General features: G+C 66.3%; 8 protein-coding genes. 4 read left to right on the plus strand and 4 right to left on the minus strand.

The features are described 5' to 3' along the window. Positions 1 to 370: 370 nt before the first annotated feature. From rpoB to SPI01S_RS07860, 3 genes are all read left to right on the plus strand, one after another. Positions 371 to 4,525 carry a DNA-directed RNA polymerase subunit beta gene (gene rpoB, locus SPI01S_RS07850; RefSeq protein WP_066720693.1) on the plus strand — a complete coding sequence of 1,385 codons (4,155 nt, stop codon included), beginning with the start codon at positions 371 to 373 and terminating at the stop codon, positions 4,523 to 4,525. A 111-nt stretch (positions 4,526 to 4,636) separates the two neighbouring features. Next, positions 4,637 to 8,920, plus strand: coding sequence for a DNA-directed RNA polymerase subunit beta' (gene rpoC / locus SPI01S_RS07855; protein ID WP_066720696.1), 4,284 nt, complete (start codon positions 4,637 to 4,639; stop codon positions 8,918 to 8,920). Between the two features lie 265 nt (positions 8,921 to 9,185). Then, on the plus strand, positions 9,186 to 10,460 hold the full coding sequence (locus SPI01S_RS07860) for a nidogen-like domain-containing protein (RefSeq protein WP_066720699.1): 1,275 nt from the start codon (positions 9,186 to 9,188) through the stop codon (positions 10,458 to 10,460). Positions 10,461 to 10,517: 57 nt separating this feature from the next. Here SPI01S_RS07860 and SPI01S_RS07865 read toward each other — a convergent pair whose 3' ends face one another. After that, positions 10,518 to 11,585 carry a carbohydrate porin gene (locus tag SPI01S_RS07865; RefSeq protein WP_245653507.1) on the minus strand — a complete coding sequence of 356 codons (1,068 nt, stop codon included), beginning with the start codon at positions 11,583 to 11,585 and terminating at the stop codon, positions 10,518 to 10,520. 261 nt (positions 11,586 to 11,846) lie between these two features. On the opposite strand from SPI01S_RS07865, the gene SPI01S_RS07870 reads away from it, so the two are divergent. After that, a complete protein-coding gene (locus SPI01S_RS07870; protein ID WP_245653508.1) occupies positions 11,847 to 13,592 on the plus strand; it encodes a methyl-accepting chemotaxis protein in 1,746 nt (581 codons plus the stop codon). Here the strand turns inward: SPI01S_RS07870 and SPI01S_RS07875 are convergent. From SPI01S_RS07875 to modA, 3 genes are read right to left on the minus strand one after another with little or no spacing between them, the layout of a single operon-like run. After that, the gene (locus SPI01S_RS07875) at positions 13,589 to 14,203 is read right to left on the minus strand and encodes an ATP-binding cassette domain-containing protein (protein ID WP_066720705.1); all 615 of its coding nucleotides are present in this window, start codon (positions 14,201 to 14,203) and stop codon (positions 13,589 to 13,591) included. The genes SPI01S_RS07870 and SPI01S_RS07875 overlap by 4 nt on opposite strands. Then, a complete protein-coding gene (gene modB, locus SPI01S_RS07880) occupies positions 14,193 to 14,882 on the minus strand; it encodes a molybdate ABC transporter permease subunit (RefSeq protein ID WP_066720708.1) in 690 nt (229 codons plus the stop codon). Before modB ends, SPI01S_RS07875 begins: the two co-directional genes overlap by 11 nt. Before the next feature lie 10 nt (positions 14,883 to 14,892). Next, positions 14,893 to 15,669: a molybdate ABC transporter substrate-binding protein gene (modA, locus tag SPI01S_RS07885; protein ID WP_066720710.1), complete on the minus strand. Its 777-nt coding sequence runs from the start codon at positions 15,667 to 15,669 to the stop codon at positions 14,893 to 14,895. Between the last annotated feature and the right edge of the window lie 32 nt (positions 15,670 to 15,701).

The raw sequence follows: 15,701 nt of genomic DNA on the forward strand, positions 1-15,701 counted from the left end.
CCTGTTTCGGGAGGCCGGGTGGCTGCTGATTGTTAAGACTTCACGGCCCTACCACGACAAATTTGTTGCGCCTGCGCAAAAGTGATGTTGCGAAAGACGTGGGGATCGGATCCGCTCAAGCCCGCGCGAGCGGCCCGACCCTTTGACATCCCTTCCCCTACCTCCTATATCCCCGCTCTGGCCCTCCGATCGGGAAATGACGCGCCGTCGCGCAGCGTGTCGTACGAATGGATCGGAACGGCTTGTCAGACGCCTGTAGAGTCGCCGAATCCCGAGCATCGGGGGTCGCGCGGCTTTTCGGCGTCGATTTGCACGTCCTGGCTCCCGGGCAGGGGCACCGAGTTTACGGCTGACGAGGCAACACACACCTATGGCTACCAAGGCAATCGAGGGCGGCACGCTGAAGCGCCGCATCCGCAAGGTGTTCGGCGACATCCACGAAGTGGTGCAGATGCCGAACCTGATCGAGGTTCAGCGCGAATCCTACGAGCAGTTCCTGCGGTCCGATCCCTCGATCGGCTATGTGTCCGGTCTCGAGAAGACGCTCCGCAGCGTGTTTCCGATCCGCGACTTCGCCGGCACCGCCGAACTCGACTTCGTGACCTACGAGCTCGAGGATCCGAAGTTCGACGTCGACGAGTGCCGCCAGCGCGGCATCACCTATGCGGCGCCGATGCGCGTTACCCTGCGCCTCATCGTGTTCGAGGTCGATCCCGATACGGAAGCCCGGTCGGTGCTCGATATCAAGGAGCAGGACGTGTACATGGGCGACATGCCGCTCATGACCGAGAACGGCACGTTCTTCATCAACGGCACCGAGCGCGTCATCGTCAGCCAGATGCACCGTTCGCCGGGCGTGCTGTTCGACCATGACCGCGGCAAGACCCACGCTTCGGGCAAGTATCTCTTCGCTGCCCGCGTGATCCCGTATCGCGGTTCGTGGCTGGACTTCGAGTTCGACGCCAAGGACATCGTCAACGTCCGTATCGACCGCAAGCGCAAGCTGCCGGTCACCAGCCTGCTGTACGCGCTGGGTCTGACGTCGGAAGAGATCCTCAACTATTTCTACAACCGCGTGACCTTCCTGCGCGGTCCGAACGGCTGGCAGATCCCGTTCCAGGTGGAGAACTGGCGCGGTTCGAAGCCGATGTTCGACATCGTCGACGCCAAGTCGGGCGAGATCGTGTTCCCGGCCGGCCAGAAGATCAGCCCGCGCGCTGCCAACAAGGCGGCCAAGGACGGTCTCGAGACGCTGCTGATCCCGACCGAGGAAATCTTCGGCCGCTACAGCGCCTATGACCTGATCAACGAGGCGACCGGCGAGATCTACATCGAAGCCGGCGACGAAGTCTCGGCCGAGAATCTGGAGAAGCTCGACAAGGCCGGCATCGACCGGATCGAGCTGCTCGACATCGATCACATCGCCACGGGTCCGTGGATCCGCAACACGCTCAAGGTCGACAAGGCCGAAGAGCGCCAGCAGGCGCTGTCCGACATCTACCGCGTCATGCGCCCCGGCGAACCGCCGACGCTTGAGACTGCAGAGTCGCTGTTCGCCGGCCTGTTCTTCGATCCGGAGCGCTACGACCTCTCGGCCGTCGGCCGCGTGAAGCTCAACATGCGCCTCGGCCTCGACACGCCGGACACGGTGACCACCCTGCGTACCGAGGACATTCTCGAGGTCGTCAAGACGCTCGTGAACCTCAAGGACGGCAAGGGCGAAGTCGACGATATCGACAATCTCGGCAACCGCCGCGTGCGTTCGGTGGGCGAACTGCTCGAGAACCAGTACCGCGTCGGCCTGCTCCGCATGGAGCGCGCCGTGAAGGAGCGCATGTCGTCGGTCGACGTGTCGACGGTGATGCCGAACGACCTGATCAACGCCAAGCCCGCGGTCGCCGCGGTGCGCGAGTTCTTCGGTTCGTCGCAGCTGTCGCAGTTCATGGACCAGACCAACCCGCTCTCCGAAGTGACGCACAAGCGTCGCGTCTCGGCGCTCGGGCCGGGCGGTCTGACGCGTGAGCGCGCCGGCTTCGAAGTCCGCGACGTTCACCCGACCCACTATGGCCGTATCTGCCCGATCGAAACGCCGGAAGGCCCGAACATCGGTCTGATCAACTCGCTGGCCACCTTCAGCCGCGTGAACAAGTATGGCTTCATCGAGACGCCGTACCGCAAGATCATCGACGGCAAGGTGACGAACGACGTCGTCTACCTGTCGGCGATGGAAGAGCAGAAGCACACCATCGCGCAGGCTTCGGCCGAACTCGACGCGACCGGCGGCTTCGTCGACGATCTCGTCTCGGCCCGCCAGGCCGGCGAATTCCTGATGGCGCTGCGCGATCAGGTCACGCTGATGGACGTGTCGCCGAAGCAGCTCGTCTCGGTCGCCGCCTCGCTGATCCCCTTCCTCGAGAAGGACGACGCGAACCGAGCACTGATGGGCTCGAACATGCAGCGCCAGGCCGTGCCGCTGGTGAAGGCGGAAGCGCCCTTCGTCGGCACCGGCATGGAATCGACCGTGGCCCGGGATTCCGGCGCCGCGATCGCCGCCAAGCGTTCGGGCGTGGTCGACCAGGTCGACGCGACCCGTATCGTGGTTCGCGCAACGGGTGACGTCGATGCCAGCGAGAGCGGCGTCGACATCTACACGCTGATGAAGTTCCAGCGTTCGAACCAGTCGACCTGCATCAACCAGCGTCCGCTGGTGAAGGTGGGCGACACGGTCAACGCCGGCGACGTGATCGCCGACGGCCCGTCGACCGAGTTCGGCGAGCTGGCACTGGGCCGCAACGTCCTCGTCGCGTTCATGCCGTGGAACGGCTACAACTACGAGGACTCGATCCTGATCAACGAGCGCATCGTGAAGGACGACGTGTTCACGTCGATCCACATCGATGAGTTCGAAGTGATGGCGCGCGACACCAAGCTCGGGCCGGAAGACATCACCCGCGATATCCCGAACGTCGGCGAGGAAGCGCTCCGCAACCTCGACGAAGCGGGCATCGTGTATGTCGGCGCCGAAGTGGAGCCGGGCGACATCCTGGTCGGCAAGATCACCCCGAAGGGCGAGAGCCCGATGACGCCGGAAGAAAAGCTTCTCCGCGCCATCTTCGGTGAGAAGGCCAGCGACGTGCGCGACACCTCGCTGCGTCTGCCCCCGGGCGTGGCCGGCACGATCGTCGACGTGCGCGTGTTCAACCGCCACGGCATCGACAAGGACGAGCGTGCCCTGGCGATCGAGCGCGAGGAAATCGAGCGCCTGCGCAAGGACGCCGACGACGAACGCAACATCCTCAACCGCGCGACCTGGTCGCGTCTGCGCGAGATGCTGCTGGGTCAGGTGGCAACCGCTGCGCCGAAGGGCCTGAAGAAGGGCGTCACCATCGACGAGGACCTGCTTGACAGCGTCGACCGCCACGAATGGTGGCGGTTCGCGGTGCAGGACGACACCATGCAGGGCAACCTGGAAGCGGTGAAGGGCCAGTATGACGAGGCCGTGAAGCGCATCAAGGACAAGTTCGAGGACCGCCGCGAGAAGCTGGAGCGGGGCGACGAGCTGCCGCCGGGCGTGCTGAAGATGGTCAAGGTGTTCGTCGCGGTGAAGCGCAAGCTGCAGCCGGGCGACAAGATGGCCGGCCGCCACGGCAACAAGGGCATCATCAGCCGCATCCTGCCGCAGGAAGACATGCCGTTCCTCGAGGACGGTACCCCGGTGGACTTCGTGCTGAACCCGCTGGGCGTGCCCTCGCGCATGAACGTCGGGCAGATCTTCGAAACCCATCTGGGCTGGGCCGCGCGCGGTCTGGGCCGGAAGATCGGCGATGCGCTCGATGCATGGCGTGCAGCCAACCCGAACCCGCAGGCCGGCGAACCGCCGGAAGCGGTGCGGGAACTGCTCGGCACCGTCTATGGCGACAACTACAAGGACGAGCTGAATCAGCGCACGACCGAACAGCTGGTGGATCTGGCGCAGAACGTCCGTTCGGGCGTGCCGATGGCCACCCCGGTGTTCGACGGCGCGGTGGAAGCAGACGTCTCGGCGATGCTGCGCATGGCGGGCCTCGACGAGTCCGGCCAGGTGACGCTGTTCGACGGCCGCACGGGCGATGCGTTCGACCGCAAGGTGACTGTCGGCTACAAGTATGTGCTCAAGCTGCACCACCTTGTGGACGACAAGATCCACGCGCGTTCGATCGGGCCGTACAGCCTCGTCACCCAGCAGCCGCTGGGCGGTAAGGCGCAGTTCGGCGGACAGCGCTTCGGTGAAATGGAAGTGTGGGCGCTGCAGGCGTACGGCGCGGCGTACACGCTCCAGGAAATGCTGACGGTGAAGTCGGACGACGTGGTCGGCCGCACCAAGGTCTACGAAGCGATCGTCAAGGGCGACGACACCTTCGAGGCAGGCATTCCGGAGAGCTTCAACGTGCTGGTCAAGGAAATGCGCTCGCTGGGCCTCAACGTCGAGTTGAAGAATGCCGAACTCGGCTTCGACGACGACGGCGTGCAGATCGCAGCGGAGTAAGCGACCGGCGCCCCTTCTTCCTTCGGGAAGGAGGGGCCGCCAGCCGCCTGCCGACGAACGATATCCCCTCCCCTAGCCCCTCCCGTCCGCGGGAGGGGGATGGAGTGAAAAATGAACGAACTTACCAACTTCGCGAACCCGCTCGCCAAGCCGGAAACCTTCGACCAGATCCAGATCGGGATCGCGTCGCCTGACCGCATCCGCAGCTGGTCGTTCGGCGAGATCAAGAAGCCGGAAACCATCAACTATCGCACGTTCAAGCCCGAGCGTGACGGCCTGTTCTGCGCCCGCATCTTCGGTCCGATCAAGGATTACGAATGCCTGTGCGGCAAGTACAAGCGCATGAAGTACAAGGGCATTGTCTGCGAAAAGTGCGGCGTGGAAGTGACCGTCTCGAAGGTCCGCCGCGAGCGCATGGGCCATATCGAACTGGCCGCCCCGGTGGCGCACATCTGGTTCCTGAAGTCGCTGCCGAGCCGCATCGGCCTGCTGCTCGACATGCAGCTGAAGCAGCTCGAGCGCGTGCTGTACTTCGAGAGCTACATCGTCACCGAGCCGGGCCTCACCCCGCTCGAGAAGTTCCAGCTCCTTACCGAGGACGAACTGCTCGACGCGCAGGATGAATATGGCGAAGACGCGTTCTCGGCCGGCATCGGCGCCGAAGCGGTCAAGATCATGCTCATGGATCTGGACCTCGAGGGCGAGCGCAAGGAGCTTCTCGAAGAGCTCGCGGTCACCAAGTCCGAGCTGAAGCCGAAGAAGATCATCAAGCGCCTGAAGGTCGTCGAGAGCTTCATCGATTCGGGCAACAAGCCCGAATGGATGATCCTGGACGTCGTGCCGGTGATCCCGCCCGAGCTGCGCCCGCTGGTGCCGCTGGACGGCGGTCGCTTCGCGACCTCGGATCTGAACGATCTGTATCGCCGCGTGATCAACCGTAACAACCGCCTGAAGCGGCTGATGGAACTGCGCGCGCCGGACATCATCGTCCGCAACGAAAAGCGCATGCTGCAGGAAGCCGTCGACGCGCTGTTCGACAATGGCCGCCGTGGCCGCACCATCACCGGTGCGAACAAGCGTCCGCTCAAGTCGCTGTCCGACATGCTGAAGGGCAAGCAGGGCCGCTTCCGTCAGAACCTTCTGGGTAAGCGCGTCGACTATTCGGGCCGTTCGGTCATCGTGACCGGTCCGGAGCTGAAGCTGCACCAGTGCGGCCTGCCGAAGAAGATGGCGCTCGAGCTGTTCAAGCCGTTCATCTACGCCCGCCTCGACGCCAAGGGTCTGTCCATGACCCTGAAGCAGGCGAAGAAGTGGGTCGAGAAGGAGCGCAAGGAAGTCTGGGACATCCTGGATGAGGTGATCCGCGAGCACCCGGTGCTGTTGAACCGCGCGCCGACGCTCCACCGTCTGGGCATCCAGGCGTTCGAGCCGGTGCTGATCGAAGGCAAGGCGATCCAGCTGCACCCGCTGGTCTGCTCGGCGTTCAACGCCGACTTCGACGGTGACCAGATGGCCGTCCACGTTCCGCTGAGCCTCGAGGCCCAGCTGGAAGCGCGCGTCCTGATGATGTCGACCAACAACATCCTGAGCCCCGCGAACGGCAAGCCGATCATCGTGCCGTCGCAGGACATGGTGCTGGGTCTCTATTACATCACCATGGAGAAGGAAGGCGAGCCGGGCGAAGGCATGCTGCTCGCCGACATGGCGGAGGTCCACCAGGCCCTCCACGCCGGCGCGGTGACGCTGCACAGCAAGATCACCAGCCGCGTTCCGCAGACCGACGAGCAGGGCAATTCGTACCTGAAGCGCTACCAGACCACGCCGGGCCGCATGCTGCTCGGCGAGTGCCTGCCGCACAGCCACAAGGTGCCGTTCGACGTCGTCAATCGCCTGCTCACCAAGAAGGACGTGGGCGACGTGATCGACGAGGTCTATCGTCACACCGGCCAGAAGGAGACCGTGCTGTTCGCCGACGCGATCATGTCGCTGGGCTTCCGCCACGCGTTCAAGGCCGGCATCTCGTTCGGCAAGGACGACATGATCATTCCGGACGCCAAGGTCGGTCTGGTCGACGAGACCAAGGCGCTGGTGAAGGACTTCGAGCAGCAGTATCAGGACGGCCTGATCACGCAGCAGGAGAAGTACAACAAGGTGATCGACGCCTGGAGCCGTTGCGGTGACCAGGTGGCCGCGGCGATGATGGACGAGATCAAGGCGGTCAAGACGGACCCCGTGACCGGCCGTCAGATGCCCGACAACGCCATCTACATCATGGCCCACTCGGGTGCCCGTGGTTCGGCGGCGCAGATCAAGCAGCTGGCCGGCATGCGCGGCCTGATGGCCAAGCCGTCGGGCGAGATCATCGAAACGCCGATCATCTCGAACTTCAAGGAAGGTCTGACCGTCCTTGAATACTTCAACTCGACCCACGGCGCCCGTAAGGGCCTTGCGGACACCGCGTTGAAGACGGCGAACTCGGGCTACCTCACCCGTCGTCTGGTCGACGTGTCGCAGGACTGCGTCGTTCTCGAGGATGATTGCGGTACCGAGCGCGCGCTGGAGATGAAGGCGATCGTGCAGGGCGGTTCGGTGATCGCCTCGCTCGGCGAGCGCATTCTGGGCCGCACCACGGCTGAGGACGTCATCGACGCCAAGACCGGCGCGGTGGTGATCCCGATCGGAACGCTGCTCGACGAGCCGATGATCGCGCAGATCGAGGCGCTCAGCACGCCTGCGGTGAAGATCCGTTCGCCGCTGGTCTGCGAAGCCAAGCTCGGTGTGTGCGCCAAGTGTTACGGGCGTGACCTCGCCCGCGGTACGCCGGTGAACATCGGCGAAGCGGTGGGCGTCATCGCGGCGCAGTCGATCGGTGAGCCGGGCACGCAGCTGACGATGCGTACCTTCCACATCGGCGGTGCGGCGCAGCTCAACGAGCAGTCGAACCTCGAAGCCCCCGTGGACGGCAAGGCCGAGTTCCGCGACCTGCGCCTGATCGAGGATCAGCGCGGCCGTCGCGTGGTGCTCAGCCGCTCGGGCGAAATCGCGATCATGGACATGGATGGCCGTGAGCTGGCCGTGCACAAGATCCCGTACGGCGCCTATGTGATGTTCGACGATGGCCACCTGGTCAGCGCCGGCGATCGCATGGCCGAGTGGGATCCGTTCACCATGCCGGTGATCACCGAGACCGGCGGCGTCGTGAAGTATCAGGACGTGATCGAAGGCAAGACCATGACCGAGCAGGTCGACGAAGCGACGGGCATCGCCCAGCGCGTCGTCACCGAGTTCCGCGGCGCGGGCAAGAAGGAGGATCTTCGTCCTCGCCTTACCCTCACCGGCGAAGCTGCCGCCGAAGCCGCCCGCTACATGCTGGCGCCGGGCGCGGTGATCTCGGTCGAGGATGGTGCCACGGTCTTTGGTGGTGACGTTCTGGCACGTGTGGCCCGCGAGTCCGCCAAGACCCGCGACATCACCGGCGGTCTGCCGCGCGTCGCCGAGCTGTTCGAAGCGCGCAAGCCCAAGGAAAATGCCATCATCGCGAAGGTCTCGGGCCGCGTGGTGTTCGGCAAGGACTACAAGGCCAAGCGCAAGATCGGCATCCAGCCCGAGGACGGCGGCGAGGTCGTGGAATACCTGGTCCCGAAGTCGAAGGTGATCGACGTTCAGGAAGGCGACTACGTCAAGCGTGGCGACAACCTGATCGGCGGTTCGCCCGATCCGCACGACATCCTGGAAGTGCTCGGCATCGAGCCGCTGGCCGAATATCTGGTCAGCGAAATCCAGGAAGTCTATCGACTGCAGGGCGTGAAGATCAACGACAAGCACATCGAGGTGATCGTTCGCCAGATGCTGCAGAAGGTCGAGATCACCGATGGCGGCGACACCACGCTGCTGGCGGGCGAACAGGTCGATCGCGACGAGATGGACGAGCACAACGAAAAGCTCGCTCCGGGCCAGGCTCCCGCACAGGGCAAGCCGATCCTGCTCGGCATCACCAAGGCGTCGCTGCAGACCCGCAGCTTCATCTCGGCGGCGTCGTTCCAGGAGACCACCCGCGTGCTCACCGAAGCCGCGGTGCAGGGCAAGAAGGACACGCTGCAGGGCCTGAAGGAGAACGTGATCGTCGGCCGACTGATCCCCGCCGGTACCGGCGCGGGCATGGGTCGCCTGCGGGTCGCGGCGACGTCGCGCGATGCGGCGCTCCGCGTCGCCCAGCGCAAGATGCAGGACGCGTCGCTCATCGCTCCGGCGAGCGCGGCGGAAGAGCATGCGGCCGAGCTGGCCCGCAGCGCGCGCGACGCAGCCGGCACCGGGGATGATCCCCTGGCGTCGGTCGCTCCCTCGGGCCACGGCACCGATGCGGATGCGGGCGAGTATCTGAACGAGGCGGAGTGATCCGCTCCGTTCGGGGGCAGCAAGCCTGACCGAGCGTGACACGAAAAGAGCCGCCGCCCGGGAGCCGGGCGGCGGCTTCTTTTTTGCCCTTCCCTGCCGGCGTCGAAAGGTTCGAAATCGATCCACCCCAAAAGAGCGCGACCCGCCACGGTGCCGGCATTTCCTCCAACACGGAGGCGGTTGCCCCCTGGCGGGGATCAACTTCCTTCGAGGTCTTTGATACTCAAGATGGGAGATGCGGGGGCAACGACCCGAGGAGAGGATCATGCGGAACATGGCAACCGGCATGGCGGGCGCGCTGGCGCTCGTCCTGGCAAGCCCGGCAGGTGCGGCGGCGCTTCGCGGCGGGATGGGCGGACCGGCCGGCTATGGCACGCTGGTACTCCAGCCGAACGACGATGATTTCAGCGCTGTGCTGAACAGCCCGTTCCAGATCAATTTCTTCGGCTATTCGGGAACGTCGTTCTTCGTCAACAATAACGGGAACATCAGCTTCGGCAGCGGCCTCAGCGGCTATACGCCCTCCCCGTTCGACGGGCATGCCGCCGCGCCGTTGATCGCGCCGTTCTGGGCGGACGTCGATACGCGCTGTGCCGGCTGCGGCGCGGTGTATCTGGGGACGCAATCGCCGAACAGCTTCACCGTCACCTGGAACAATGTCGGCTATTACGGCATGCACGGCGACAGGCTGAACAACTTCCAGATGACGCTGGCGGGCTCCAGCACCCCCGGCGATTTCGACATCGAATTCCGCTACAACCGGCTGGAATGGACGACCGGCGACGCCAGCGGCGGCGAGAACGGGCTCGGCGGTGTGCCGGCCCAGGCCGGGTTCGACGCGGGCGACGGCACGCACTTCTTCTCGCTGCCGGGCTCCTTCTCCTCCACCGGAGCGCTGAACTTCGCCAACATCACCAACGTGCCCGGCGGCGACCTGGGGCTGTACAAATTCTCGATCCGCAACGGCGGCGTGCTGGCCGACGGCAGCTCTGCCGCGGCGCCGCTGCTGCCGAGCGCGATCACCAGCACCAATGGCAGGGCCGGTTTCCAGTTCCAGTTCCAGGTCGAGCAGAACCAGCGGGTCTTTGTCGATCCGGTGGTCGCCGTCGGCTATGACTTCACCACCGCCTTCGGCAGCCCCATCATCCTCACCGCGCTGTTCCCCGACCTCGGCGACCCGGACGGCTACACCATCTTCCTGCTCGATGATCTGGTCCACCCGTTCGCAACGCATGTCGGCGCCTACGGAAATTCATTCCTCGTCGATTTCGCATCGGCAGGCGGCGTGTCGGGCTTCCGCATCGCGGGGATCAACCCGTCGCTCGGGCTCGACCCGGCAAACCCCAGCGCATTCGTCACCGGGCTGACCTTCGACGTCGCGGGACCCGCCATGGTCAACCTTACCCAGACGCCCATCCGCTTCGACACCGCAAGCGGCGCGGTGCCCGAACCGGGTACCTGGGGCATGTTGCTGGCGGGGTTTGCCATGGCGGGCAGCGCGCTGCGGCGTCGCGACAGGCGCACGCCCGTCCGCGCCTGAGGCCGGATCGCCCCGCTCGACGGCCAGGTCGGTACGGGGGACGTCGACGGCCGGCGATCAGAAGGCGATCGTCAGCCGCAGCGTGCCCACGATCACCCCCCGCGTCTTCTCCACGCCGCCGCGATCCGTAACGAGTTGCACGTCCGGCTGCACCGTCAGCCATTTCGCGAGACGGTCGGAATAGGTCAGCTCGAAGGTGGTTTCCGCGCGCGACGGGCGGGCGCCTTCCTCCAGCAGCATCGTGCGATAGCCCGGCGTCGTGGTGCCCCGGCTCATGCCGAACGAGAATTGGGAATCCGGGCGCCCGGCCACAAGCCGCTCGATGAGGAAGCCGGCCTGCCAGCCTCCCTGGAACGGGGTGGTCGACCCCCCGGACATCCCCGCCCGTCCAAAGGCGGTCAGCGAACGCTTGCCCTCGCCGCCCAGCACCTGCAGCTCCGCAATGGCATAGCCGCCATGGTCAAGGCGTCGGAGCGGCATGCCGTCCGCATCGACGGCGGTATAGTCGTCGTGCCGCTTGCTGTAGCGCCAATAGCCGCCGGCGAGCTTGAACCCCGGCCGTTCCACGCCCAGCTCCGCAATAGCCAATATGCCGTCACGGAAACTGAAATCGACGCCATGCGGGTCTCCAAGGCACCCGGCCGAACCGTTGAGGATGGCCGCACGCGCATAGGCGATCTGCCCGAAGCGATGTTCCACCCGCACCGTGAGCGCGGTCGACGGGTAGATCGAGGGCCCGTTCGGCCCCGAAGCCGCCAGTTCCGAACCCGCGCCGAAGGACGGCGAGATCAGCAGTCCCGCCGATCCGTTGACATAGAATTCGCTGTTGAGATCGTAGACGCCGGTCCGCACCGTGGTGCGCGCTCCAAGCCGTTGCTCCACCCACGCTTCGAACAGGCGAAGATAGTGGCTCGCCACCTCGATATTGTTGACGCCCTGGAGCGTTCCCGCCGCGTCGTTGGGGCGGCCGCCGGTCGTGCGCATCACGTCGATATGCGCCTTGGCACCCGCCCACCCGGTCAGGCGATGGAGATCGGCGTCGACGGTCAGATCGGTGCTGTCGAGCATATAGGTACGATTGCGGTCGTCGCCGCGCGCGACACTGGCGACGTCAATCGTTTCCACCAAGTGCACATCAACAGCATTCTGGGAATATACGTAGCTAGGCCACGTACACCCCAATACCAGGGCGAGCAGAAATCGCTTCATTACCAAGCATCCCATCATCCCTCGACCATAGTTTTAGGATGAACGACTCTACTTTACGAAATCTTGTCTATAATTTACCCGGAGAGGGCGCATCACATTGTGGATACGTCACGAGCATGGAGCAATCTCGTGCAGTCGATCGCGTATTCAACTCGGAAGCTAACAGCCGCTATCATTGTGCTTTTCCTGCTGTGCGGCGGCACCGGAATCGTTTCATCCTGGCTGCTGAGCGCGGCGCTGGACAGGCAGGCCGGCGCGTCCGCGCTGCTGCGCAACCATATGGAAGCGGACATGATGCACGACGCGATCCGCAGCGACGTGCTCGCGGCGCTCGCTTCGCGCGATCCGGGGGTCGACATCAAGCTGGAGGATGCGCGCAAGGACCTGGACGAGCATCTCGCGACGCTGCGCAAGCGCATCGCCGAAGACGTCGCGTTCAAGGGTGATGCCGCCATCGAAGCCGCAGCGGCCAAGGTGGGCGGCCCGATGACCGCCTATGCCGATGCCGCCCAGAAGATCGCCGACGCGACAGCGATCGATCCCGCCGCCGCCAAGCAGCAGTTGCCGGCGTTCTTCCAGCAATTCTCGGTGCTCGAAGAATCGATGGCCGCCGCCTCGGACGCGATCGAGCATTATTCCGATTCAACGGCCCGTGCTGGCGCGGTACTGGGCTGGATCACGATCGCGCTGCTCGTCGCCGCGCTCGCAGCCGCGGTGGGCGGAGCGCTCTATGCGGCGCGCATGGCGTATCGCCGGCTCGTCCACCCGCTGATCGCCCTGTCCGAGACGGTGGAACGGCTGACGACGGAGCCCGGCACGACCTTGCCGGAAACGGATCGTCAGGACGAGCTCGGCACCCTCGCTCGCGCCATCGCGGCGTTCAGCGGACAGGTCGAAATCGCCAATGCCGAGAAGCAGGCGATGACCGAACTGATCGTCGACACGGTCGGGTCCGGACTGCGGAATCTGGCCAATGGCGACCTTACCGCGCATATCGACCCCGACCTGACCGGGCCGTTCTCGCGACTGAAGCACGACTTCAACACCGCTGCGGACAGTTTGCGCGGCCTGATCGGCACGGTTCACACCGGCGCCGGTTCGCTGCGGCGGGCGTCGACCGAAATTACCACGGCGGCCGAGGATCTCGCGCGCCGCACGGAGGCGAACGCCGCCAGCCTCGAGACGACGACTGCGGAGGTCAACCAGATCGACGAACGCCTCAAGACGTCGGTGCGCGCCGCATCCGAGACCGTGGACAGCGCAGACCAGACAATCGAGGCGGTAAGCTCCGGCCGCTCGCGCGTCAGCAATGCAGTGACCGCGATGAGCCGGGTGTCGGACAGCGCCAAGGGCATCGACGCGGTGATCGAGGGGCTGGACAAGATCGCGTTCCAGACCCGGGTTCTCGCCATGAACGCCGCCGTCGAGGCGGGGCGAGCCGGCGAAGCGGGGCGTGGTTTCGCCGTGGTCGCCGATCTCGTCTCCGCGCTGGCGATGCGCGCGGAGGAGGAAGCAGGGCGTGCCCGCGACCAGCTGACCGTCACCCAGGTCGAAATCGGCACGGCCGTGGCCGCCGTCGAGGATGTCGACGGCGCCTTCACCTCGATTTCGGAAAATGCCCAGTCGGTGCACAAGCTGCTCGGCCAGGTGGCGGCCGACAACCGGGTACAGTCGGATTCGATCTCGCGGCTCAGCGAGACGATCCGGGTGATGGACCATTCCACCCAGCAGAATGCCGCGATGGTGGAGCAGACCTCGGCTGCGGCGCGCAATCTGATGGCGGAGATAAACCAGCTGGTGGAACAGGCAGGCCGCTTCCGCATCGACGGTGACACCGGCGCCTCGGCACCGCGGGCGCCGCGTGCGTCCTACGCGCTGCCGATGCCGGCCACCGCGACGGTGGACGAAGGGGAATGGGTCTAGTCGCCGAAGGGGACGATCCGGTCGCCCAGCCGCTCCGCCTCGCCGCGATCATGGGTGACGAGCAGGATCGGCAGGCCGATGTCGTCGCGGAGCCGCTCGAGCAGGCCGAGGATCTCCTCGCGGCGCGGGCGGTCCAGCGACGCCAGCGGCTCGTCGAGGAGCAGGAAGTCCGGGCCGGTGAGCAGCGCGCGGCCGATCGCGACACGCTTTGCCTCGCCCCCTGAAAGCGTGCGCGGCCAGCGATCGAGGAGGTGCGCGATGCCGAGCAGCGCGATCACCCCGTCCACGTCCACCGCCGCCGCCCGCCGCCATCCATAGAGCAGGTTGGCGCGCGCCCGCAGGTGGGGGAACAGCCGCGGCTCCTGGAACACATAGCCCGCCCGGCGCGCCTCCGGCTTCAGGTCCAGCCCGGCAGCGGCGTCGAACAGGGTACGACCGCCCACGCGGATATGCCCCGCATCCGGCGGCAGCAGCCCTGCCACCATGTTGAGCACGCTGCTCTTGCCGGCGCCCGAGGGGCCGAACAGCACGGTGACCCCGGCACCGGGCTCGATGCGGCAGGCGATCTCCGTCTCGCCCAGCTGCCGGCGCACGTCGATGTCAAAGGACATGGGTGCCCCGCCCCGTCCGCCGCGCGACCAGCTCGGATGCCAGCAGCGCGACGAAGGCCAGCGCGATCGACACCGCCGCCAGCCGCAGCACCTGCCCCTCGCCCCCCGGCACCTGCAGCGCCGAATAGATGGCGAGCGGCAAGGTCTGCGTCTCGCCGGGGACGTTGGAGACGAAGGAGATGGTGGCGCCGAACTCGCCGAGCGCGCGGGCGAAGCCGAGAACCAGGCCCGCCAGCACGCCGGGCAGCGCCAGCGGCAGGGTGACGGTGGCGAAGGTGCGCACCGGCCCCGCCCCCAGGCTGCGCGCCGCCTGCTCCAGCCGCTGGTCCACCGCCTCGAGCGAAAGCCGGATCGCGCGGACCATCAGCGGCAGCGCCATCACCCCCGCGGCGATCGCGGCCCCGGTCCAGCGGAAGAGCACGGTCGTGCCCAGGCCGCGTTCGAGCAGGCTGCCGATCGGCCCGGCAGGCGCAAAGGCGAGCAGCAGCATCCAGCCAGTCACCACCGGCGGCACCACCAGCGGCAGATGCACCAGTGCGTCGAGCAGCAGCTTGCCGGGGAAGCGCACGCGGGCGAGCAGCCAGGCAAGCGCGAAGGCCACCGGCAACACCGCCAGCACCGCCACCCCGCCCACCTTCAGCGACAGGAGGACGATGCCCCACTCCTCGGCGCTCAGCATCCGGGCGCGCTCAAAGCGGCGTGAAGCCGTAGCGGGCGAAGATCGCCTTGCCGCGCGCGCTGACCAGGAAGCGGCGGAACGCCTCCGCATCGGGGCTGGCGGCGGTGGTCAGCCGCGCCACGGGATAGCGGATCGGCGGGTGGGTGGCCGCCGGGAACACGCCGGCGATCCGTACCCGGGTAGAGGCACGCGCATCGGTCGCATAGACGATGCCGAACGGCGCCGCGCCCCGCTCGACCAGTGCCAGCGCCGCGCGGACATTCTCGGCCCGCACCACCTTGGGCGCCAGCCGGTCCCAGGCGCCGATCTTCTGCAGCGCGGCCTTGCCGTAGAGGCCGGCGGGCACCGCATCCGGATCGGCCATCGCCAGCCGCCCCTGCCCGATCGCGGCGAGCAGCGGCCCTGCGCGGTCGAGCGGCACGTTGCGCCGATCCCCGGCCGCGGCGGCCAGCACCAGTCGGTTGCCGAGAAACGCCGCGCGGGTGCCTGCCGCGAGCTTCCCGGCCTTCTCCACCGCATCCATCCACGGCGCGTCGGCGGAGACGAACAGATCGGCGGGCGCGCCCGACTGGATCTGCCGGGCCAGCGCGGAAGAGGCGGCGAAGGACAGCACCGGCCGTGCATGCCCCAGGCGCGCCCAGGCATCGGCGGCGGCGTTCATCGATTCCTGCAGGCTTGCGGCGGCGAGCACCAGCGGCGGCCGGGCCGCGGCATGGCCGGGCACGGCAAGGCCGGCAAGAACCGCCGCAAGCAGCCACCGGCGGGTCGGGATCGGCGAGACGGGCATGGGCGCAGAACCTCCGGCGAAGCGATGCGATC

The organism is Sphingomonas pituitosa NBRC 102491, assembly GCF_001598435.1.
GTDB lineage: Bacteria > Pseudomonadota > Alphaproteobacteria > Sphingomonadales > Sphingomonadaceae > Sphingomonas > Sphingomonas pituitosa.

Bases quoted from the DNA above. Each gene is read 5' to 3' on its own strand.
- rpoB (WP_066720693.1), top strand. From the start codon at position 371: ATGGCTACCAAGGCAATCGAGGGCGGCACGCTGAAGCGCCGCATCCGC.
- rpoC (WP_066720696.1), top strand. From the start codon at position 4,637: ATGAACGAACTTACCAACTTCGCGAACCCGCTCGCCAAGCCGGAAACC.
- SPI01S_RS07860 (WP_066720699.1), top strand. From the start codon at position 9,186: ATGCGGAACATGGCAACCGGCATGGCGGGCGCGCTGGCGCTCGTCCTG.
- SPI01S_RS07875 (WP_066720705.1), bottom strand. From the start codon at position 14,203: ATGTCCTTTGACATCGACGTGCGCCGGCAGCTGGGCGAGACGGAGATC.
- modB (WP_066720708.1), bottom strand. From the start codon at position 14,882: ATGCTGAGCGCCGAGGAGTGGGGCATCGTCCTCCTGTCGCTGAAGGTG.
- modA (WP_066720710.1), bottom strand. From the start codon at position 15,669: ATGCCCGTCTCGCCGATCCCGACCCGCCGGTGGCTGCTTGCGGCGGTT.